The 21,082-nt window shown below is 72.3% G+C and carries 15 protein-coding genes and 1 pseudogene; 9 read left to right on the top strand and 7 right to left on the bottom strand.

Translation table 11 applies throughout. The features are described 5' to 3' along the window. Nucleotides 1–13: 13 nt before the first annotated feature. Complete coding sequence (lpdA, locus tag ACIQPT_RS03585) at nt 14–1,435, bottom strand: dihydrolipoyl dehydrogenase (RefSeq protein ID WP_401152282.1); 1,422 nt, start codon at nt 1,433–1,435, stop codon at nt 14–16. A 117-nt stretch (nt 1,436–1,552) separates the two neighbouring features. On the opposite strand from lpdA, the gene ACIQPT_RS03590 reads away from it, so the two are divergent. Together ACIQPT_RS03590 and ACIQPT_RS03595 are read left to right on the top strand one after the other, a co-directional pair. Continuing rightward, complete coding sequence (locus ACIQPT_RS03590; protein ID WP_401152285.1) at nt 1,553–2,515, top strand: LysR family transcriptional regulator; 963 nt, start codon at nt 1,553–1,555, stop codon at nt 2,513–2,515. A gap of 46 nt (nt 2,516–2,561) precedes the next feature. Beyond that, nucleotides 2,562–3,602 carry a cytochrome P450 gene (locus ACIQPT_RS03595; protein ID WP_401152287.1) on the top strand — a complete coding sequence of 347 codons (1,041 nt, stop codon included), beginning with the start codon at nt 2,562–2,564 and terminating at the stop codon, nt 3,600–3,602. Nucleotides 3,603–3,629: 27 nt separating this feature from the next. Here the strand turns inward: ACIQPT_RS03595 and treY are convergent, their stop codons facing one another. Next, nucleotides 3,630–6,008 carry a malto-oligosyltrehalose synthase gene (gene treY, locus ACIQPT_RS03600; protein ID WP_401152289.1) on the bottom strand — a complete coding sequence of 793 codons (2,379 nt, stop codon included), beginning with the start codon at nt 6,006–6,008 and terminating at the stop codon, nt 3,630–3,632. A gap of 81 nt (nt 6,009–6,089) precedes the next feature. Continuing rightward, nucleotides 6,090–8,219: a glycogen debranching protein GlgX gene (gene glgX / locus ACIQPT_RS03605; RefSeq protein WP_401152292.1), complete on the bottom strand. Its 2,130-nt coding sequence runs from the start codon at nt 8,217–8,219 to the stop codon at nt 6,090–6,092. 394 nt (nt 8,220–8,613) lie between these two features. Here glgX and ACIQPT_RS03610 point away from each other — a divergent pair, with 394 nt between their 5' ends. Together ACIQPT_RS03610 and ACIQPT_RS03615 are read left to right on the top strand one after the other, a co-directional pair. Continuing rightward, entirely contained in the window at nt 8,614–9,849 is a 1,236-nt protein-coding gene (locus ACIQPT_RS03610; protein ID WP_401152295.1) for an SAV2148 family HEPN domain-containing protein, read from the top strand. 106 nt (nt 9,850–9,955) lie between these two features. Next, the gene (locus ACIQPT_RS03615) at nt 9,956–10,669 is read left to right on the top strand and encodes a 3'-5' exonuclease (protein ID WP_401152297.1); all 714 of its coding nucleotides are present in this window, start codon (nt 9,956–9,958) and stop codon (nt 10,667–10,669) included. Nucleotides 10,670–10,699: 30 nt separating this feature from the next. Here the strand turns inward: ACIQPT_RS03615 and ACIQPT_RS03620 are convergent, their stop codons facing one another. The 4 genes from ACIQPT_RS03620 to ACIQPT_RS03635 all read right to left on the bottom strand — a co-directional run bounded on the left by ACIQPT_RS03620 (nt 10,700) and on the right by ACIQPT_RS03635 (nt 14,630). After that, the gene (locus ACIQPT_RS03620) at nt 10,700–11,347 is read right to left on the bottom strand and encodes a class F sortase (protein ID WP_401152300.1); all 648 of its coding nucleotides are present in this window, start codon (nt 11,345–11,347) and stop codon (nt 10,700–10,702) included. Nucleotides 11,348–11,445: 98 nt separating this feature from the next. After that, nucleotides 11,446–11,841, bottom strand: a complete 396-nt coding sequence (locus tag ACIQPT_RS03625; protein ID WP_401152302.1) for a hypothetical protein — start codon at nt 11,839–11,841, stop codon at nt 11,446–11,448. Nucleotides 11,842–12,018: 177 nt separating this feature from the next. After that, nucleotides 12,019–13,584 (bottom strand): oleate hydratase, encoded by a 1,566-nt coding sequence (locus tag ACIQPT_RS03630; RefSeq protein WP_401152304.1) that lies wholly within the window; start codon nt 13,582–13,584, stop codon nt 12,019–12,021. 179 nt (nt 13,585–13,763) lie between these two features. Beyond that, the gene (locus ACIQPT_RS03635) at nt 13,764–14,630 is read right to left on the bottom strand and encodes a phosphotransferase enzyme family protein (RefSeq protein ID WP_401152307.1); all 867 of its coding nucleotides are present in this window, start codon (nt 14,628–14,630) and stop codon (nt 13,764–13,766) included. Between the two features lie 152 nt (nt 14,631–14,782). Between ACIQPT_RS03635 and ACIQPT_RS03640 the strand changes: the two genes are divergently transcribed. The 5 genes and pseudogenes from ACIQPT_RS03640 to ACIQPT_RS03660 all read left to right on the top strand — a co-directional run bounded on the left by ACIQPT_RS03640 (nt 14,783) and on the right by ACIQPT_RS03660 (nt 21,019). After that, complete coding sequence (locus ACIQPT_RS03640) at nt 14,783–15,814, top strand: carbohydrate ABC transporter permease (protein WP_401152310.1); 1,032 nt, start codon at nt 14,783–14,785, stop codon at nt 15,812–15,814. Next, complete coding sequence (locus tag ACIQPT_RS03645) at nt 15,811–16,695, top strand: carbohydrate ABC transporter permease (RefSeq protein WP_401152312.1); 885 nt, start codon at nt 15,811–15,813, stop codon at nt 16,693–16,695. Before ACIQPT_RS03640 ends, ACIQPT_RS03645 begins: the two co-directional genes overlap by 4 nt. Next, nucleotides 16,695–17,993, top strand: coding sequence for an ABC transporter substrate-binding protein (locus ACIQPT_RS03650; RefSeq protein ID WP_401152314.1), 1,299 nt, complete (start codon nt 16,695–16,697; stop codon nt 17,991–17,993). Before ACIQPT_RS03645 ends, ACIQPT_RS03650 begins: the two co-directional genes overlap by 1 nt. Before the next feature lie 18 nt (nt 17,994–18,011). Next, nucleotides 18,012–19,248, top strand: a pseudogene (gene mgt, locus ACIQPT_RS03655) (macrolide-inactivating glycosyltransferase). A 568-nt stretch (nt 19,249–19,816) separates the two neighbouring features. Then, nucleotides 19,817–21,019: a S8 family serine peptidase gene (locus ACIQPT_RS03660; RefSeq protein ID WP_401152316.1), complete on the top strand. Its 1,203-nt coding sequence runs from the start codon at nt 19,817–19,819 to the stop codon at nt 21,017–21,019. The last annotated feature ends 63 nt before the right edge of the window (nt 21,020–21,082 follow it).

Consider the following 21,082-nt stretch of genomic DNA (forward strand, 5'->3'; position numbering starts at 1 on the left):
CCGGCCCTCCGGTTCAGTGCTGCTGGTGCAGTCCGCGCCCGGCCAGCGTCAGGAACGCCTCGCCCACCGCCTCGGAGAGCGTCGGATGGGCGTGGATGTGCTGGGCCACATCGGCGGGCTCCGCGTCCCAGCCGACCACGAGCTGGCTCTCCGCGATCATCTCGGAGACGTGCGGCCCGACCAGATGGACGCCCAGCACCCGGCCCGCCCGCTCCGCGACCACCTTCACCAGCCCGCCCCTGCCGTGCACCATGCCCTTGGCGACGGCGGTCAGCGGCAGGGTGTTCACCACCACGTCGTGCCCCGCGTCCCGGGCCTGCGCCTCGGTCAGCCCCACCGCGGCCGTCTGCGGCGAGGAGTACGTGACCCGGGGGACGGCGGCGTAGTCGACCGGGGAGGTGCGCAGCCCGGCCAGCGTCTCCGCGACCAACAGACCCTCGGCGAAGGAGGCGTGGGCCAGCCCCAGGGAGGGCGGCGGCAGCAGGTCGCCCACCACGTGGATGCCCGGCACCGCCGTCTCCAGCCGTGACCAGTCGGCCGGCACGACATGGCCCCGCCCGTCCGTGACCAGTCCCGCCGCCGCGAGCCCCAGACCATCGGTCACCGGCTCCCGGCCGACCGCGACCAGCAGCCGCTCGGCCGCCACCGTGACGCTCTCGCCCCGGGCGGTCCGCACGACGGCCCGTACCCCCTCGTCCACCACCGTCCACTCCAGCAGCCGCGCGCCCGCCTCCACCCGGATGCCCCGCTTCTTCAGCCCCCGCAGCAGATGCCGCGACACCTCCGCGTCCTCCAGCGGCACCAGCCGGTCGGCGGCCTCCACCAGCGTGACCTCGGCCCCCATCGACCGGTGGAACGAGGCGTACTCGACGCCGATCGCCCCGCCGCCGACCACCAGCACCGACCCCGGCAGCCCCGGGGCGTACAGCGCGTCGTCGCTCGTCACCACCCGCCGCCCGTCCGCCGCTGTCCCCGGCAGCATCCGGGGCCGCGAACCGGTCGCCAGGACCACACCCCGCCGGGCGACGACCTCCCCGTACCCGTCGATCCGGGCCGAACGCGGGCCCGTCAGCTCGGCGCTGCCGCGCACCACCGTCACCCCGGACCGCGCCAACTGCCCCTCGACCCCCCGGTGGTTACGGGTCACGATGTCGTCCCGGGTCGTGACCAGGGCCGGCCAGTCCACCGAGTCGAGCGTCGCCTTCACCCCCCACCGCTCCCGGGCCTCGGCGATCCCGTCGACGAGTTCGGCGGCGTGCAACATCGCTTTGCTCGGGATGCAGCCGCGGTGCAGACAGGTGCCGCCGACCAGATCCCGTTCGGCGAGCACCACCTTCAATCCGAGCGCGGCCGCCCGCAACGCCGTCGAGTAGCCGCCGGTCCCACCGCCGATGACCAGTACATCCGTCGCGTTTTCCGTGTTCGTCAGCGTCATGGGTCCACCCTCCGCCCGCCCGCCGCCATGCGTCCAAGGCAGAATGCGTGTGGAGTCGATGCACAACGTTCATGGCACGTGGACGCTGTGCGTGAAGTCCTGCGGGAGGGACGGCGGATGAGTCTGCGTCAGATGGAGTACTTCGTCACGGTGGTCGAGGAGTCCTCCTTCACTCGTGCCGCCGAACGGCTCCATGTCACCCAGCCCGCCCTCTCCCACCAGATCAAGGCGCTGGAACGGACGGTCGGCGGCGAGCTGTTGGAGCGGCTGCCGCGCGGCGTGCTGCTCACCCCGATGGGCCGGGCCTTCCTCCCGCACGCCGAACGTTCCGTCCGCAGTGCCGCCCAGGCCCGTCGCGCCGCCCGCGCGGCCGCCGGGGCGGAGGGCGGCGAACTGCACATCGCCACCGTGCACTCGGTGGCCGTCGGCGTCCTGCCCGACGTCTTCGCGCACTGGCGGCGCGCCCATCCGGGCGTCTGCCTGGTCCTCCACGAGTACGGCAGCACCGACGCCCTGGAGGACCAGGTGGAACGCGGCATCGCCGACCTCGCCCTCGGGCCGGTCCCCGAGCGGTGGAGCGGGCCCCTCGTCCCGGTGGGCGAGGAGGAGATCGTGCTCGTGGTCCCGTTCGACGACCCGCTGGCCGGGCGCTCCTCGGTCGGCCTGCACGAGCTCGCCGACCGGGCCTGGGTGCGGTGCGCGATGGAACCGGTCGTCGACGGCCGGCCGTTCCTCGACGGCGTCTGCGGCGCGGCGGGCTTCGAGCCCCGTACGGCGGTGTGGACCGAGCACACCTCGACCGCGATCCGGATGGCGGCGGCCGGGGTCGGCATCTCCACCGCCCCCGGCCACACCGTGCGCGGCGCGCTCGGCGAGGACTGCGCGGTCCTGAGCGTCGACCCGCCCTGGCTGCGCGCCCTCGCCGTCTTCTCCCGGGTCCCCCTGACCGGAGCGGCGGCGGCCTTCACCGAGCTGCTCCGCACCCTCCCGGACACCGGGATACGCCCCCCGGACCCCACCGCACCCTCACCCGAACGGGCGTACGCCGACTGCGGTGCGCCCGGTGCGGTGGTCCCCTGAGAGAACGCGCGCCGGCCGCCGGCGCACCGATTCCAGGGGGCGCGGGATGCCGGTCGACCGCCCCGACGCCCTGCCCGCCGCCCGTCGCCCGCACCGGCTCGCGGGCGGGCAGCCGGGACTGCTGGCGCCGGGGGCCACGACGGATCCGTACCGGCTGCGCCTCTACCGCCTGCTGCGCACCGACTACCCCCTCGGCTACGATCCGGGCCTCGGCGCCTGGCTGCTGAGCCGGTACGCGGACGTGGCCCTGGCCCTCACCGACCCCCGGTTCACCGGCTACCCGCACGACGCGGCCCCGCGCGGCCGGGCCCCCGTCCCGCTCGGCCTCTGCCGGGGCAGCCTGGTCTGTGTCCCGACGGCCGTGCCGTACCGCGCCGCCGAACCCGCCGTCGAGCGGACCGCGTACGTCCTGGCCCGCCGGATCGCCGGGCGCGAGCGGGCGGACCTGGTCGCCGACTTCTGCCGGTGGCTGCCCGCCGGCGCCGCCGCCGCGGCGGCCGGGCTCTCCTACCCGGACCTGAGCACCCTGCCCCGGCACGCCCGCCACCGGGGAACCGGCGGGGGAGTCGATGGCTGCGCGGGGCCCACGGCGCTCCGCGAGCACGCCCTCGGCTCGTTCCTCGCGAACATGCTGGACGACCCCGACCTGCTGGCCGCCGCAACGGCCGGAACAGGGGCGGGGGCGGGGACAGGGGCCGGGACGCTGCTCGGACGGGCCTGGGCCGAGACGCTGCGCCGCGATCCGCCCGTCCAGATCGTGCTGCGCCGCACCCGCACCGAGGTGGCCGTCAGCGGCGGCACGCTCCCCGCCGACGCGCCCGTCGCCTGCCTCATCGGCGCGGCGGGACGCGACCCGGCCCGGTTCGGCGCGCCCGACCGGTTCGACCCGCTGCGCACCGACGCCGACCCGCTGCTCATCGGCCCGGCCGGCTGCCCCGCCGCCCTCCTCGGCAGACTGGAGGCCGAACACGGCCTGCGCGCCCTGCTGACGGCGATGCCCGGCATCCGCTGGGCCGACGGCTTCCGCCCGGTGGCGGGCGGCCTGCTCACCCGAGGACCGCGCACCCTGCTGGTACGCCCGTCCTGACGGGCAGGCGCATGGCCCCCGTGGCTATCAGCCCCGCACCCGCCGCAGCAACGCCACCGGCCGCTCGGCGAACAGTTCGGACGCCGCCACCGGGCCCCCCGCGAACTCCCGTCCTGGCGAGGCCGACAGCAGGTCCCGCCAGGGCCCTTCGGCCGGCAGTTCCAGCACCGTGTCCCGCCAGCCGCCGCCCTCGGCCAGCCGCAGCGACAGACGGGTCACCGCCGTGACCACCTCGCCCGACCGGCAGAAGGACAGCAGATGCGAGGCGGCCGGGCCCCCGGCCGCCAGCGGGGCGTACGTCCCCGACTCCCCGAACACGTCCGGCAGTTCCCGTCGCAGCCCCAGCGCGGTCGCCGTCAGCGTCTGCTTCTCGTCCGGCACCTCGGGCCGCCGGAACGGCCGCCGGTTGTCCGGGTCGACCAGCGCCGGATACTCGCTCTCCGTGCCCTGGTAGAGATCCGGCACCCCCGGCATCGTCAGATGCACCAGCGCCGCCCCCAGCACCTGGGCGCGCACATGCGGGGCGAGCGCGTCCGCGAACTCGGCGACCAGCGTCCGGGCCACGCCCGGCCCGTTGCCCGGACCGGCGGCGACGAAGTCCGACACCGCCCGCTCGTACGCCGGATCCGACTCCGTCCAGCTGGTGAACAGGCCCGCCTCGCGCACCGCCTTCAGCAGCGCCGGCTCCAGCCGCCCGAGCAGCTCATCGGCCGGCATCTCCGCGCAGCCGTACGCCGACTGCCAGGCCGCCCAGGCCAGTTGCGGATCCGGGGCCCCGACGGCGGTCGCCGCCGTCAGCTCCGCCACCAGGGCCGCCCACCGCTCCGGGCACTGGGCCAGCACCGCGATCCGGGCCCGGACGTCCGCGCTGCGCTTGGTGTCGTGCGTGGTCAGGACCGTGCCGGTGGCGGGCCGGTCGCGGGTGATCCGGGCGGCGAAGGCGTGGAACTCCTCCGGCGACACCGCGGGCCGCCCCGGGTCCCCGCCCACCTCGGTCGCCGAGATCAGCGGGACGTACCGGTAGAACGCCGTGTCCTCCACCGACTTGGCGTGCAGCGCGGACGCGGTCTGGGCGAACCGGGCGCAGAACGCGGCCTGTTGCTGCCCGCCGCCGAGCAGCCCGAGCGCCAGATCCCGTACGACGTCGACGGCGGACGCCTCCTCCGGCACGGAGAACACCGCCTTCGCCTCCCGTACCGCCTCGTCGGTCAGCGTCTCCCGGGCGATCCGCGTCGGCGGCTCGCCCGCCGTGACGTACGGGCGGTAGACCGGGACCCGTACCAGCAGCTCCCGGACCGCCGTCCGCAGCGCCCACGGCGCATGGTCGCGCAGCCCCGGGTCCCGGTCGCAGATCCCGCCTGCCAGCCGGGTCAGCCAGGCCGTTTCGGCGGCCAGCTCATGGGTCACCACCCGGTACGCGGCCCGGCGCACCGTCGCCGGCCAGTCGCCGCCCCGGTCGCCGGGCGGGCCACCGAACTCCCGGTAGCGGGCGAGCAGCTCCGCCGCCCCGGACGGGTCGGTGAACAGCCCGTCGATCCGGTGCAGCGCGTCGTACCCGGTGGTGCCCGCGACCGCCCAGTCCGCCGGGAGGTCCTCGTCGCCGGTGAGGATCTTCTCCACCACCGTCCAGCGGCCGCCGGTGGCCTCGTTCAGCCGCTCCAGATAGGCGGCGGGGGCGGCGAGTCCGTCCGGGTGGTCGATGCGCAGCCCGTCCACCACCCCGTCGTGGAGCAGTTCGAGGACCTTGGCGTGCGTGGCGTCGAAGACCTCCGGATGCTCGACGCGGACCCCGATCAGCTCCGGGACCGTGAAGAACCGCCGGTAGTTCAGCTCGGTGCGGGCCAGCCGCCACCAGCCGAGCCGGTAGTGCTGGGCGTCCAGCAGCTCCGGCAGCGGGAGGTCCGCCGTGCCGGAGCGGAGCGGGAACTCCAGGTCGCCGTAGCGCAGCACGGCACGGTCCCCATCGACGGAGAGGGCGTCCAGCTCCCGGCCGAGCGGCCCGGCGAGCACCGGCAGCAGCACCTGATCCCCGCCCGCCGCCCAGTCGATGTCGAACCAGCGGGCGTACGGGGAGTCCGGGCCCTCGCGCAGCACCTCCCACAGCGGCCGGTTGTGCCGGGGCGAGGCCGCCATGTGGTTGGGCACGATGTCCAGGACCAGGCCGAGCCCGTGCTCCCGGGCGGCCGAGGCGAGCGACCGCAGCCCCTCCTCACCGCCCAGCTCCGCCCGGACCCGGCTGTGGTCGACCACGTCGTAACCGTGCGAGGAGCCGGGGACCGCCTCCAGGACGGGTGACAGGTGGAGGTGCGAGACGCCGAGCTCGGCGAGGTACGGAACGGCCTTCTCGGCGGCGGCGAACGGGAAGTCGGGCTGGAGCTGAAGCCGGTACGTGGCGGAGGGCGTCATGGACTCCTACGTACCCCGCCCGGGGCGATCCGTGTCACCCGGGCGGAACACTCACTCCACGGATTTCTCCCCGCCCCTGCCTCAGGCGGGCCGCTTCAGCACCGTCAGGCTGCGCCCGATCAGCGTGACCCGCTCGCCCTCGGCCACCTTCGGCCCCGCCCCCGGCTCCACCCCGTCCGGCCGCGCGGTGTCGACGACGACCTGCCACTGCTCCCCGTGGCCGACCGGGACGGCGAAGCGGAGCGTCTCGGCGCTCGCGTTGAACATCAGCAGGAACGAGTCGTCGGAGATCCGCTCGCCGCGCGGCCCCGGCTCCGAGATGGCGTGGCCGTTCAGGAACACGGTCATCGCCTTGGCGTGGGCCGCCTGCCAGTCCTGCTGCGTCATCTCCTCGCCCTCGGGGGTGAACCAGGCGATGTCGGAGAGCTCGTCGTGGGTGCCCTCCACCGGCCGCCCGTGGAAGAAGCGGCGGCGGCGGAAGACCGGGTGGTCGCGGCGCAGCCACACCATGGCCCGGGTGAACTCCAGCAGCGTCGAGGCGGGGGTGTCCGCCGCCTCGTCCGGATCGGGCCAGTGCACCCAGGCCAGCTCGTTGTCCTGGCAGTAGGCGTTGTTGTTGCCCCGCTGCGTACGGGCGAACTCGTCGCCGTGGCTCAGCATCGGCACGCCCTGCGAGAGCATCAGCGTGGCGATGAAGTTCCGCATCTGGCGGGCCCGCAGCTCCAGGACCTCCGGATCCTCGGTCTCGCCCTCCGCGCCGCAGTTCCAGGACCGGTTGTGGCTCTCGCCGTCCCGGTTGTCCTCCCCGTTGGCGTCGTTGCGCTTGTCGTTGTACGAGACGAGGTCGTGCAGGGTGAAGCCGTCGTGGCAGGTGGTGAAGTTGATCGAGGCGAGGGGCCGTCGCCCGTCGTCCTGGTACAGGTCGGAGGAGCCCGTCAGCCGGCCGGCGAACTCCGCAAGGGTGCGCGGCTCGCCCCGCCACAGATCGCGGACCGTGTCGCGGTACTTGCCGTTCCACTCGGTCCACAGCGGCGGGAAGTTGCCCACCTGGTAGCCGCCCTCGCCGACGTCCCACGGCTCGGCGATCAGCTTCACCTGGCTGACCACCGGGTCCTGCTGCACCAGGTCGAAGAACGAGGAGAGCCGGTCCACCTCGTGGAACTGGCGGGCGAGGGTCGCCGCCAGGTCGAAGCGGAAGCCGTCCACATGCATCTCGGTCACCCAGTACCGCAGCGAGTCCATGATCATCTGAAGGACGTGCGGGGACCGCATGAGCAGCGAGTTCCCGGTGCCCGTGGTGTCCATGTAGTAGCGCTGATCATCGGTCAGCCGGTAGTAGGAGGCGTTGTCGAGCCCGCGGAAGGAGAGCGTGGGCCCGAGGTGGTTGCCCTCGGCGGTGTGGTTGTAGACCACATCGAGGATGACCTCGATCCCCGCCTGGTGCAGGGCCTTCACCGCCTGCTTGAACTCCAGCACCTGTTCCCCGCGGTCGCCCCAGGAGGCGTAGGTGTTGTGCGGGGCGAAGAAGCCGATGGTGTTGTAGCCCCAGTAGTTGGTGAGCCCCATGTCGGAGAGCCGGTGGTCCTGTACGAACTGGTGAACGGGCATCAGCTCGATCGCGGTGACGCCCAGTTCGGTCAGATGGGCGATCACCTCCGGGTGCGCGAGGCCCGCGTACGTACCGCGCAGCTCGGGCGGCAGCCCCGGATGGAGCATGGTCAGGCCCTTCACATGGGCCTCGTAGATGACGGTCCGGTGGTAGTCCGTCCGGGGGCGGCGGTCGTCGCCCCAGTCGAAGTACGGGTTGACCACCACCGAGCTCATGGTGTGCGGGGCCGAGTCGAGGTCGTTGCGGGCGTCCGGCCTCCCGAAGGGGTAGCCGTACACCGCCTCGCCCCAGTCGATCTTCCCGGCGACCGCGCGGGCGTACGGATCCAGCAGCAGTTTCGCGGAGTTGCACCGCGTCCCGCGCTGGGGCTCGTAGGGTCCGTGCACCCGGAAGCCGTACCGCTGACCCGGCATCACCCCGGGCAGATAGGCGTGGCGCACGAAGGCGTCGGTCTCGCGGAGCTCCACCGCCGTCTCCGAACCGTCGTCGTGCAACAGGCACAACTCGATCCGGTGGGCGGCCTCGGAGAAGACCGCGAAGTTGGTGCCGGCGCCGTCGTACGTGGCGCCGAGGGGATAAGCGTGTCCCGGCCAGACCTGCATGATGAAGACTCTTCCACTTCTGATCCGGGTGCGGTGGCTTTCCTCGGCCCGTTACTTCCCGAATACTCCCCGAAAACACGGTGCTCACCTAGGACGTCGCGCGGTGCGGCCGGGTCCCGTCGCCCGGCCCCCGCCGCACCGGTCAACTTCGGACACTCCCGTGCCGCCCCAGACACGCATCCGGGCCGGGTCACCCGGCGGGCGTCCGGTTCCTGATCCCGGGCAGGGGTCCCAATCACTATGAATCCGCTCACTCCACCCGATCTCGCCGCAAGGAACAAGCCTCCCCGGTGGGGGAGTTGAGAAAGTCGCCTGCGCATCGGGCTGCGTCGGATCACGCTCCCGGAGTACCCTTCCTTGATCGTTGGGTGGGGGAGTGGAAGGCGGTACGCGGGTGAGCTCGGGAGGGTTCGAGCTGCCCCCAGGTGACGCAGGTCACGAGGGGGAATCGACCGATGCCCAGCCCGGGACGGTGTCCCTCGCGCAGCCCATGGAGATAGGCGCCGAGCTGGACTGGGGCTCGGAGGCCTGGGGCGAGGTGCGCACCCGCGCCCAGCGGGCCGGACGGGCCTATATCTGGCTGAATCTGGTCGAACAGCGCCTGCGGGCAGTGGTCGCAGCCGTCCTCCGTCCGATCTACGAGCCGGTGCACGGCGAGGAGTGGGTGGTGGCCGCGGCCGGACCCGCCGGGCAGGAGTGGGTGCAGCGCGCCGTCGCCGTACGCGAGGTGTCGCGCCGCAAGGGCTATCTGCTGGACCCGGCCGACGACAACGTCCTCAGCTTCCTGACGCTGCCGCAGCTACGCGAGCTGATGGTCCAGCACTGGCCGTGCTTCGAGCCGTACTTCGACGACCGGCGCGATGTCGAGCTGGCCCTCGACGAGCTGGAGGTCGCGCGGAACGTCGTCTCCCGCAACCGCGCGCTGAACGAGGCGGTCCTCGCCCAGGCCGAGCGGGCCTCGGCCCGTCTGCTGGACATCCTCGGCAGCGGCGCCGGCGTGCCCTCCGCCGACCGGCTGCCGGTGGACGCGGTGGAGGAGCTGGTCGGCGACCGGTACGCGGACGTGGTCTCCGTCCACCCCGACCGGGTCCGGCTCCAGCGCCAGCTGCCCGCCGAGGACCTGTTCGGCGGGGCCCGGCGGCTCGACGCCATCGGCATAGGCCTCAACCTGCTCGTCCAGAACTTCTCCGGCCGCCGGCTCGTCCGGCTCGCCGAGTCGGGCTGCCGGGTCCGGCTGCTGTTCATCAACCCGGCCAGCAGCGCGGTCCGCCGCCGGGAGCGGGAACTCGGCCTCAAGAAGGGCGAGCTGAGCCGCTCGGTGGAGATGAACATCCTGCACATGCGCCGGGTGCGCTCCAAGCTCCGCGACCCGGGCGCGTTCGAGATCCAGGTGTTCGACGAGACGCCGCGCTTCACCGCCTACCTGGTGGACGGGGACGGACCGGACGCGGTGGGCGTCGTCCAGCCCTATCTGCGCCGGGCCCGGGGCATGGAGGCCCCTGTCCTGGTGCTGCGCGGCGGGGGCCGGCGGACGGTGGTGCGGGCGGGGCAGGACAGCGAGCACGGTCTGTTCGAGACCTACCGCGAGGAGTTCGAGTCGGTCTGGACGGATTCGCGCCCGGTCTCCTGACGGGCGGTGAGCAGCGGGGGACTCGGGTCGCTGTCAGTGGCGCGTGCGAAGGTGGTCATCACTCGGGGGGAGCACCACGGGGGAGCGCCACGAAGGAGGTATCGGGATGAGCTGGCACCAGGGCACACTGGTCGGCTTCGACCTGGAGACGACGGGGACCGACGTCGAGAACGACCGGATCGTCACCGCCGCACTCGTCCGGCTGGAGCCGGACGGGACGGTCGCCGAGCAGCGGACCTGGCTGCTCGACCCGGGGGTGGCCATACCGGAGCAGGCCTCCGCGATCCACGGCATCGGCACCGACCACGCCCGCAAGCACGGGGCGCGGGCCGCCTCCGCGGTCGAGGAGATCGCCCACGCGGTCGCCGACGTGCTGCGCTCGGGCACCCCGCTGGTGGTGATGAACGCGCGCTACGACCTCTCGCTGCTGGACCGCGAATGCCGCAGGTACGGGCTGCCGTCGGTCGAGGACCGGGTCGGCGGGGCGCCCTCGCCCGTCATCGACCCGCTGGTGATCGACAAGCATGTCGACAAGTACCGCAAGGGCAAGCGGGCCCTCCAGGCGCTGTGCGACCACTACGGGGTCACGCTCGACGGAGCGCACGACGCGAGCGCCGACGCGGTGGCCGCCGTGCGCGTGGTGCGCCGGATGGGAGAGCGCCACCGGCCCGTCGGCACCCTGCCGCCGACGGAGCTGCACGCCCTTCAGATCCGGGCCGCCGCCGAGCAGTCGGCCTCGCTCCAGGCCTACCTGCGCCGCACGGCGGACCCGGCGGCGGTCGTCGAGCCGTCCTGGCCGCTGATCCCGCGCAGTCGCTGAGCCGCCGGCCGGCGGCGTCGCGCCCGTCCGTCAGCGCACACGGGTGAGGTAGGCGTACGCCACGGTGTTGGCCGAGTAGCCGTCCTTCTCGGTGTAGTCGCCACCGCAGGTGATCAGCCGTAGTTCGGCGCGGGTGGTGTGCCGGTAGACGCCCTCGCTGGGGAACGCGTCCTTCTCGTACGCGTCGAGCGCGTAGACCGTGAAGTCGGCGATGCGCCCGTCGGCGCGTGTGACGCTGACCCGGGCGCCCGTGCCGAGCGAACCGAGGCCGTAGAACACGGCCGGGCCGGTGGACGTGTCTGCGTGCCCGGTGATGACCGAAGTGCCGGTGCTGCCCGGGGTGACACCGGCCCTGTCCCAGCCGGCGAGATTGCTGTTCTCGGGCGGCGGGACCTGGAGTTCGTGGCCCGCCTCCCGGCCCAGCCCGCTCAGCGGAGCGTCGACGCCGATCTCCGGGATCCGGATCCGGGTGGGCCGTGACGGTGGCAGGGACCGCGCGGAGGGCTCGGTCACCGCACCCGCCGCTGACCCGGCCGTGTCCACCGCCGAGGGGCGGGGCGGGCCGTCCGTCCCACCGGTGCTGTCGATGATCATGCGTACGCCGGTGAGCACGACGATGCCGACGAGCACGGCTCTGGGCCACTGCCGGGCGCCCCCGGCCTGGGACTGGTTCGTCATGGCGATACGAGATCCTCACGGACACCCTCGGGAGCCGCACGCCCCCGTGCGCGGGCGGGATCGGGAAGCCTGCGCACGGGAGACGTCGGAGCGGACGGTCAGGGCCGGCCGGCCGACGCGCGACGGCGGATCATCACCACGGCGCCGGCCGCGCCCGCGGCGAGGACGGCGGACCCGGCGGCCAGTTCGGCGGGGCTCGTGCTGCCCTGGGTACCGCCCAGGCCGGCCTTGACCGCGCCCCGCACCGCCGGGTCCGTGGAGTCGCAGAACCGCTGGGCCGTGGACGCCGCCCTGTTGGCCTCGTCCACGGCCGCCTTCTTGTCGGCCGCCGACGCCTTCGGGTCCGCCTTCACCGTGTCCGCGTTGCGCTGAGTGATCTCCGCGTCGTCCAGTGCCTTCTGGCAGCTCGGCGACACGGCCTGGGCCGCGGAGGCCGACATCACCAGGGCGGCGCCGGCGACCGCGAGACCCGTGAGCACTGATATGGAACGCATGACCATCCTCCATCACGGGCGTGGCCTCGACGCAGGGTGCCCCGAGTGCTTGCTGTGCGGTAACCGTGCCCGTACCGGAAGGCCTGCACAGCGGGGCTTCTTCTCTATCGCCGACGCGCGGAGGTTCCTCCGTACGGCCTACGGCGCGTCACCTGTTCGACCCGCGCCGGGCCTTCCCTAACGCCGGTGGAGGGTTTCCAGGGCCTCGACGAGGACCTTGGGGTTGTGCTTGCCCCGGTAGACGGGCGGCGGCCGCCTGTCCAGGCCGAGCAGCTGGGCGACGGCGGTCCAGGCGGTGCGCACGGAGTACTCGACGGTGAACACGACGTCGTCGGGCACCTCGGCGTACTGGCCGATGAACGCGAGGTTGGTGGAGCCGTCGGGCACGACCTGCGGACGGTCCCCCGCCCTACGGACCAGGAACTGGCTGGTGATGTAGGGCATGAGCGCCGGGATCACGATCGCCTCGTCCAGGAGCCGTGCCCGTTCCTCCAGGCGCAGGTGCTGCAGGACCTCGTCCAGAATCTCGCGGCCGGTGCACTGCGCCATCGGCTTCCTGACGAAGTCGCCTTCCCTGTCCGGGAACAGGGCATAGCCCCACCAGACGAAGGTGCCCTCCGGCTGCTCGCGGAAGTGCGGCTGATGGTTGAGGACGATCGTCAGCAGCCAGCTGGAGTCCTTGAAGGTGATCAATCCGCCCTTGCCCGCCTCGCTGCCGCTGAGTTTCTCCATCTGCTGGAAGAAGAGGGGGTCCTGCGTGGTGACGGTGAACGACTCCCAGGTGGAGTCCTGCGGGGTGGAGTCGAAGACGGCCGGGTTGCCCAGGCCGGGGTGCCGCGCCGCGAGGGTCTCCCACAACTGCCACGCACCACTGGGGGACGCGGTGTCCAGCACGGGGGCGGCGGTGGTGGATCCCAGGGTGGAGTTGGCAGTCATCGACCCGTTCGTCACCATGACCAGGTCGTCGGCGTCGAGAGGGATCTCCTCGGACTGTCCGGCGCGGTCCCAGGTGATGGTCTCCACGGTGAGGCCGTCCCCCGGAGCCAGTCGCAGGTCGCTGACCCGGGTGCCGAGCTGGACGCGTACGCCCTGGTCGGTGAGCCACCGCAGGAGGGGCCGGACGATGGAGTCGAACTGGTTGAACCGGGTGCGGTAGATCCCCGACATGGTGTCGAAGGTCTTGAACAGGTGGACGAAGCGGTTGAGGTAGCGGCGGAACTCGATCGCGCTGTGCCACGGCTCGAACGCGAACGTGGTGCACCACATGGCCCAGAAGTTGGTGGTGAAGAAGTCCGGGTGGAAGCAGTCGGAGATGCGCTTGCCGTCGAGGTGGCTCTCCGGCGTGGAGGCGCACGTGATCAGTTCGAGGCGGTCGCGTTCGCTGAAGGTCATCGCGTGCGCGTCGATGATCCGCCCGTCGGCGTCGATCAGCCGGGCGTGGTCGTCCCAGGCGAAGTCCTCGTGGAAGGCGAACGTGTCCTCGGTCACCGATTTCGACGGGTCGTCCAGCGAGGGGATCGAGGAGAGCAGGTCGTACGTGCAGTCGAAGTGGATCTCGAACATCCGGCCGCCACGCATCGTGTAGCCGGTCTCGGGCGTGCCCGCCGCGTCCAGGCTGCCGCCCTCGCGGTCCTGTTCCTCCAGGATCATGATGTCCCGGCCCGCGAACCCTCCCTCCCGGATGAGGAACGCGGCCGCCGCCAGGGACGCGATCCCACTGCCCACCAGATATGCCTTCGCCACGACAGGACTTCCCTTCGCCTGCATCGCCTTTTCCCGCCGCATCCGGTCCGGCGCCTGCGGCGTCGCGGAGCGGCGGTCGCGGTCATGGAGTGCCGCTGGATTCCGACATTAGGGACACCGGGGAGGATCTGCCTGGGGAAGCGTGGGTGGCGGGCGGACGGCGAGGCCCGTCGCGCCCGCTAGAACGGATACCAGCGCACCGCCGGATCCCCGTCGCGCAGCGAGGCCACCCGGCGGCGGAATTCGGCGAGGGCCTTGGGGTTGGCCGGGGCGTGCTGGGAGACCCAGGCGCAGCTGGCCGTCTCGCGGGCGCCGCGCAGCACCGCGCACCCCTCCCACTCCCGGACGTCCCAGCCGTACGCGGTGGTGAAGGCGTCGTAGGCCGCGGGATCCAGGCCGTAGCGGTCGCGGGAGAGGGCGAGGACGACCAGGTCGTGTTCCCGGAGGTCGGTGGAGAACGTCTCCAGGTCGACCAGGACCGGGCCGTCGGGCCCGACATGGACGTTGCGCGGGAGCGCGTCGCCGTGGATCGGGCCCGGCGGCAGATGCGGGACGAGCGCGGCGGCCGCGGTAGCGAAGCCGTCGCGGCGCTCGCGGAGGTAGTCGGCGTCCGCCGGGTCGATCGCGTCACCGGCCAGGCTCAGCCACCGCTCCACACCGCCCAGCAGTTCACGGCGCGGCAGGGTGAGGTCCGCCGGGGCGGGCAGCGCGTGCACCAGGGAGAGCAGCGGGGCGAGGTCGCGCGGCTCGGCCGGGCGTACGGGGTCGGGAAGGCGGTGCCACAGGGTCACGGGGTGGCCCTCGACCAGGCGGGGCCGCCGCTCGGCCGCGCGGACGGCCGGGACGCCGGACGCGGCGAGCCAGTCGGCGAGGGCCACCTCCCGCTCGGCCCGCTTGCGGAGCTCGGGGTGGCCGGTGGCGTCGCGGCCGACCTTGATCACCAGGTCGTCGGCGGCGAAGACCGCGTTCTCGCCCAGCGCGAGCAGCTCCGCCGTGCCGGGGAAACCGGCGGCCGTGAGCACCTCGCGCGCTCGCATCTCGTCCATGGATGCGATTTTGCATCCCCGCAGGCCACCTTGACGAACCGATGACCCGTCAGCACGATGACGGAGGCCTCCCGGGCAGCCGGAACGGGATGAAGTCCGCCCCAGGTGCATCAGGCGCATCAGGTGCTATACGGGACAGAGGGGTCTTCTTCGTGACATCGGTGACCGCGACGAAGCGGTCCGGACCGGACGGCCCGGACGGCGGGCACAACGGACGGGACGGGCAGGGAGGCCGGGGCGGGCGCGACGGGGAGGGTGGGCGTCCAGGGAGCACCTGGCGTCCGGGGCGTCCGGGCCCTCCGGAGCGCAAGGCGTTCGGGGACCGGGCCGCCTGGTTCCTGGTGCTTCCCGCGCTCATCCCGATCCTCATCCTCAGCGTCGGCCCGCTCCTCTACGGCATCGCCCTCGCCTTCACCGACGCGCAGTCCGGCCGGACCCGCTCCACCCAGTGGATCGGCACCCTCAACTTCCAGGATCTGCTGCACGACACCCTGTTCTGGGACTCGTTCCGGATCGGGCTGCTCTGGGCCGTGGGCGTCACCGTCCCGCAGTTCCTCCTGGCGCTCGGTCTCGCCCTCCTGCTCAACCAGAATCTGCGGATGCGGTGGCTGGCCCGGGCGCTGGCGATCATCCCCTGGGCGATGCCCGAGGTCGTCGTCGGCATCATGTGGCGACTCGTCTACAACCCGGACGCGGGCATCCTCAACGAGACGATCCGCGACCTCGGACTCGGCGACGGCCGGGACTGGCTGACCGGCCTGGCCACCGCACTGCCCGCCGTGATCCTCGTCGGCATCTGGGCGGGCATGCCGCAGACCACCGTGGCCCTGCTCGCCGGGCTCCAGAACACCCCGCGCGAACTCCACGAGGCGGCGGCCCTGGACGGAGCGGGCGCCTGGCGCCGTTTCCGTACGGTCACCTGGCCGGCCCTGAAGCCGATCGCGCTCGCCATCTCGGCGCTCAACCTGATCTGGAACTTCAACTCCTTCGCGCTGGTCTACGTCCTGACCAGCGGCGGACCCGGCGGCCGGACCAGACTGCCGATGCTCTTCGCCTACGAGGAGGCCTTCCGCTACGGGCAGTTCGGCTACGCCGCGGCGATGGGCTGTGTGATGGTCGCGGTGATCTCCGTGCTCCTCGCCGTCCACCTCGTCGGCCGGCTCAGGGGAGGCGAGGACCGATGAGGCCTGGAGCGAAGTGGCGGAAGCCGGCGCGGCGCGAATCCACCGGGCTGCGCACCGGCCGGCCCGCGCGGGCCGCACAGTACCTGGCCCTCCTGGCGTACCTGGTCTTCCTCGCGTTCCCGTTCGTGTGGCTGATCTCGACCGCCTTCAAGCCCGCCCGCGAACTGGGTTCGCTGCACCCCACCTGGATTCCCGAGCAGCCCACCCTGGACAACTTCCGGCAGGCCTTCGACGAGCAGCCGCTGCTCCAGGCCGCGGCCAATTCGCTGATCGCCGCCGTCTCCGCCGCCCTGATCGCCGTCGTCATCGCGACGCCGATGGCCTATGTGATGGCCCGCCACCGGGGCCGCCTCGCCACCGCGGCGACCGGCTGGGTCGTGGTCAGCCAGGCGTTCCCGTTCGTCCTGGTGATCATTCCGCTCTTCCTGATCCTGAAGAACCTGCATCTGATCAACACCCTGTGGGGGCTGATCCTGGTCTACGTCGTCTGGTCGCTGCCCTTCGCGCTGTGGATGCTCGCCGGTTATGTACGGGCCGTGCCGACCGAGCTGGAGGAGGCCGCCGCCGTCGACGGGGCGGGCCGGGTGCGGACCCTCGTATCGGTCGTCGCCCCGCTGCTCGCTCCCGGGATCGTCGCCACCGCGCTGTTCGCGTTCATCACCGCATGGAACGAGTTCTTCTTCGCCCTCGTCCTGCTCAAGACCCCGGAGAAGCAGACCTTGCCGGTCGTCCTCACCCACTTCCTCGGCGCGGAGGGCGTGGCCGACCTCGGGCCGCTCGCCGCGGCCGCCTTCCTCGCCACGCTGCCCTCCCTCGTCCTCTTCGCCTTCATCCAGCGGCGGATCACCGGCGGGATGACGGCCGGGGCGGTGAAGAACTGATGCGCGCCACGGTCCGGCGGGCGGCGACCGGGCTCGCCGTACTCGCCCTGCTGCTCACCGGCTGCTCCGGCGACGGCGGCGACGGGCGGGACCCGGACGGCACGATCCGGCTCCGGTTCCAGTCGCTGGCCTGGCAGAAGGAGTCCGTCGACGCCAACAAGCAGTTGGTGAAGGAGTGGAACGCCGCTCACCCCGACGTCCAGGTGGACTACGTCCAGGGCAGTTGGGACAGCGTCCACGACCAGCTGCTCACCTCCTTCGAGGGCGGCGAGGCCCCCGACGTCATCCACGACGCCTCCGACGACCTGGCCGACTTCGCGTACGGGGGCTACCTCGCCGACCTGCGCCCCTTCCTCCCCGACCGGCTCAAGGCCGACATCCCCGAGCAGTCCTGGCGCACCACCACCTTCGGCGAGGGCGTCCACGGGGTGCCCTTCCTCCAGGAGCCCCGGGTCCTGATCGCCAACACGAAGCAGCTGAAGGCCTCGGGCGTCCGCGTCCCGACCCCGGAACGCCCCTGGAGCTGGGCGGAGTTCCGGCAGGTGACGAAGGTGCTGACCGGCAAGGGGCGGTACGGGATCGCCTGGCCGCTCAAGGAGCCGGTCTCCGTCACCCTCAACCTGGGCCTCTCCGGCGGCGGGCGGCTCTTCCACCGCGACGACGACGGCAAGGCGGTCCTGCGCTTCGAGCCGGGCGACGGTGTGGTGACCGGCACCATCCACGACCAGGTCAACACCGACGGCAGTGCGGCCCGCAGCGCGCTGGGCATGGGCGGGTCGGACGCGCTGCCCGGGTTCTTCGGCGGCAGGTACGCGATGCTCCCGCTCGGGTTCTCGTACCGCCAGCAGGTCATCCAGCAGGCCCCCGAGGGGTTCGAGTGGACCGTGCTGCCGATGCCGGCCGGTGCGGGCGGCGCGGTCCAGGGCGTCAGCCCGCAGACGCTGTCGGTCGCCGAGGACAGTCCGCACAAGAAGGAGGCCGTCGCGTTCATCGACTTCCTGCTGCGGCCGCCGAACATGGTGCGTCTGGCGCGCGGCGACTGGATGCTGCCGACCGGGACCGAGGCGCTTGCCGATCCGTCGCTGCGTACCGCCGAGCACGGCTGGGCCGTCGGCACCGCGCTCGCCGAGGGGCTGCGGCCGGCCCCGGCCCAGTCGGTGCGGGGCTATCCGGAGTGGAAGGACAAGGTGGCGACCCCCGCGCTCCAGGAGTACTACAGCGGCGCGATCGACGCCGACGAACTGAGCAAACGGCTGGTGGAGGACGGGAATCGGGTGCTGGCCCGCTACCAACGCTGATCCCGGCCCGAAAAGAAGTTGCACGAGACGTCTCGTCTCGTTTACGGTGAGCGGCATGACGGAATCCCCGCGTGCCCACATCGCTATGTTCTCCATCGCCGCCCACGGGCATGTGAACCCGAGTCTCGACGTCATCCGCGAACTCGTCGACCGTGGACACCGTGTCAGCTACGCCATCCCGGCCTCCTTCGCCGAGAAGGTCGCCGCCACCGGCGCCGAGCCCGTGATCTGGACCTCGACCCTGCCGACCGACGAGGACCCCGAAGCCTGGGGCACCGAGCTGATCGACAACATCGAACCCTTCCTGAACGACGCCATCCAGGCGCTCCCGCAGCTCGTCGAGGCCTTCGCGGGCGACGAACCCGACCTCGTCCTGCACGACATCACCTCCTATCCCGCCCGGGTCCTCGCCCATCGCTGGGGCGTCCCCGCCGTCTCCCTCTGGCCCAACCTGGTCCCCTGGGAGGGATACGAGGAGGAGGTCGGGGAGCCCATGACCGCCGAGCTGAAGCAGACCGAACGCGGCAAGGCGTACTACGCGCGCTTCGCGGGCTGGCTCGCCGAGAACGGCCTCGGTCATGTCTCCAGCGACGACTTCGTGGCCCGTCCGCGACGCGGCCTCGTCCTGATCCCCGAGGCGCTCCAGCCGAACGCGGACCGGGTGAACCGTGAGATGTACACCTTCGTCGGCGCCTGCCAGGGTGACCGCGCGGACCAGGGGGAGTGGGCCCGGCCGGCCGGTGCGGAGAAGGTGCTGCTGGTGTCGCTGGGCTCCTCGTTCACCAAGCAGCCCGCCTTCTACCGGGAGTGCGTCGCTGCCTTCGGCGACCTGCCCGGCTGGCATGTGGTGCTCCAGATCGGCGCGCACGTCGACCCCGCCGAACTCGGAGACGTACCCGGCAATGTGGAGGTACGCACCTGGGTGCCGCAGCTGGCCGTCCTCAAGCAGGCCGACGCCTTCATCACCCACGCCGGTGCGGGCGGCAGCCAGGAGGGGCTCGCCACCGGCACCCCGATGGTCGCCGTCCCGCAGGCCGTCGACCAGTTCGGCAACGCGGACATGCTCCAGTCGCTGGGCGTGGCCCGGCACCTGCCGATGGAGGAGGCGAACGCCGCGAGCCTCCGCGAGGCCGTGCTCGCCCTCGTGGGCGACCCCGAAGTCGCCGCCCGGTGCGGGCGCCTGAGTGAGCGGATGGCGCGGGAGGGCGGCACCCCGAGGGCCGCCGACCTCATCGAGGCGGAGCTGTCGCGCTGAGCGGATCCGCCTGACTGATATCCGGACGTTATCCGTCCCGCCCCATGTGCCGCGGCCAGCGGTTTCGTGCGGCGGGACGCCGTTGTTTCGGCTCTGTGAAGCCGATGTGGCGTCGGGTCCGGTCGACGCATCTGCACGCACGTTCTCGCGATTTCACACCCGGGACCAGCTGTTCACGCCTCGCGCGCACACCTTCACGGGTCTTCACGGGTCTTCACGCATGGTCACACCCGCCCCAGGGGCCCCCGGTGGGGTGCGGGCGACGGCCGGGCGGGCGGTGTCCGACGCCGCGATGGCGGCTCTGAGCAGGGGGTATACGGAGTGGGGGTGGCCGCTCGGAGCCGCTCGGCGGCGGCCGATCCGGGCGAGTCGGGGGCCTGTTGGCCTTCCGCGCCCCGTGTGACCAGCCATGGCCGATTTCTTATTACGAAACCTTGTTGAGCAAGTCACACCTCCATGAAGGCCTTGAACTGTGCTCGTCAATCGGTCAGGGTTTCGAGCCAGCCCCCGGAGATCTTCCGGCCGAGGGCCAATCCCCCCACAAAGAATGACGAGGAGCTCCCTCTTCATGGCCAAGCACCAGCGCACCCGTCGCATCAAGCTCACCGCCGCGATCACCGCCGTGGCGGCCGCCGCCGGAGTCACCCTTCTCGGAACCTCGTTCGCGGGAGCCGCACCGGCTCCCATGGGCACGATCTACGGTGCGGACGCCGCGACAGCGGTGTCCGGCAGCTACATCGTGATGCTGGACGAGAAGAAGGCCGACAAGTCCAAGCTCGCCGAGGAGTACGGCGGCAAGCTCAAGCGCGACTACACCTCCAGCATCAACGGCTTCTCGGCCAGCGGCCTTTCGGAGACCGAGGCCAAGCGCCTCGCCGCCGACCCGGCCGTCGCCAAGGTGGTGCAGAACAAGAAGTTCACCATCGACGCCACCCAGGACAACCCGCCGTCGTGGGGTCTGGACCGCATCGACCAGACCGAGACCGCGGGCGACAACGCCTACACCTACCCGGACTCCGCCGGCGAGGGCGTCACCGCGTACGTCATCGACACCGGTGTCCGCGTCACCCACGAGGACTTCGAGGGCCGGGCCACCTCGGGCTTCGACGCCGTGGACAACGACGACGACGCCGACGACGGCAACGGGCACGGCACCCACGTGGCGGGCACCATAGCCGGGGCCGCGCACGGCGTCGCCAAGAAGGCGAACATCGTGGCCGTCCGCGTCCTGGACGACAACGGCTCGGGCACCACCGAGCAGGTCATCGCCGGGATCGACTGGGTCGCCGCCAACGCCGACGGCCCGTCCGTCGCCAACATGAGCCTCGGCGGCGGGGCCGACCCGGCCCTCGACGAGGCGGTCCAGAAGGCCATCGCCGCGGGCATCACCTTCGGTGTGGCCGCCGGGAACGAGTCCAGCGACGCCGGGCAGGGTTCGCCCGCCCGCGTCCCCGAGGCGATCACCGTCGCCTCGTCCACGGAGGACGACGAGCAGTCGTCGTTCTCCAACTACGGCTCGATCGTGGACATCTACGCCCCGGGCTCGGACATCACGTCCACCTGGAACGACAGCGACACCGGCACCAACACCATCTCCGGTACGTCCATGGCCACCCCGCACGTCGTCGGCGCGGCCGCCGTCTACCTGGCGGGCAACCAGGACGCGACCCCGGAGGCCGTCGCCGCGGCGCTCACCGAGGGAGCCACCCCGGACGCCATCAGCAACGCCACCGAAGGCACGCCGAACCTGCTCCTCAAGGTCGTCGAGTAACACCCCGGTTCCGACCGGACGCCGGGCGGCGGTGGTCACGCGCCCCCGCCGCCCGGCCCCGCG

The organism is Streptomyces sp. NPDC091289, assembly GCF_044757365.1.
GTDB lineage: Bacteria > Actinomycetota > Actinomycetes > Streptomycetales > Streptomycetaceae > Streptomyces.

Bases quoted from the DNA above. Each gene is read 5' to 3' on its own strand.
- lpdA (WP_401152282.1), bottom strand. From the start codon at position 1,435: ATGACGCTGACGAACACGGAAAACGCGACGGATGTACTGGTCATCGGC.
- ACIQPT_RS03590 (WP_401152285.1), top strand. From the start codon at position 1,553: ATGAGTCTGCGTCAGATGGAGTACTTCGTCACGGTGGTCGAGGAGTCC.
- ACIQPT_RS03595 (WP_401152287.1), top strand. From the start codon at position 2,562: ATGCCGGTCGACCGCCCCGACGCCCTGCCCGCCGCCCGTCGCCCGCAC.
- treY (WP_401152289.1), bottom strand. From the start codon at position 6,008: ATGACGCCCTCCGCCACGTACCGGCTTCAGCTCCAGCCCGACTTCCCG.
- glgX (WP_401152292.1), bottom strand. From the start codon at position 8,219: ATGCAGGTCTGGCCGGGACACGCTTATCCCCTCGGCGCCACGTACGAC.
- ACIQPT_RS03615 (WP_401152297.1), top strand. From the start codon at position 9,956: ATGAGCTGGCACCAGGGCACACTGGTCGGCTTCGACCTGGAGACGACG.
- ACIQPT_RS03620 (WP_401152300.1), bottom strand. From the start codon at position 11,347: ATGACGAACCAGTCCCAGGCCGGGGGCGCCCGGCAGTGGCCCAGAGCC.
- ACIQPT_RS03625 (WP_401152302.1), bottom strand. From the start codon at position 11,841: ATGCGTTCCATATCAGTGCTCACGGGTCTCGCGGTCGCCGGCGCCGCC.
- ACIQPT_RS03635 (WP_401152307.1), bottom strand. From the start codon at position 14,630: ATGGACGAGATGCGAGCGCGCGAGGTGCTCACGGCCGCCGGTTTCCCC.
- ACIQPT_RS03645 (WP_401152312.1), top strand. From the start codon at position 15,811: ATGAGGCCTGGAGCGAAGTGGCGGAAGCCGGCGCGGCGCGAATCCACC.
- ACIQPT_RS03650 (WP_401152314.1), top strand. From the start codon at position 16,695: ATGCGCGCCACGGTCCGGCGGGCGGCGACCGGGCTCGCCGTACTCGCC.
- ACIQPT_RS03660 (WP_401152316.1), top strand. From the start codon at position 19,817: ATGGCCAAGCACCAGCGCACCCGTCGCATCAAGCTCACCGCCGCGATC.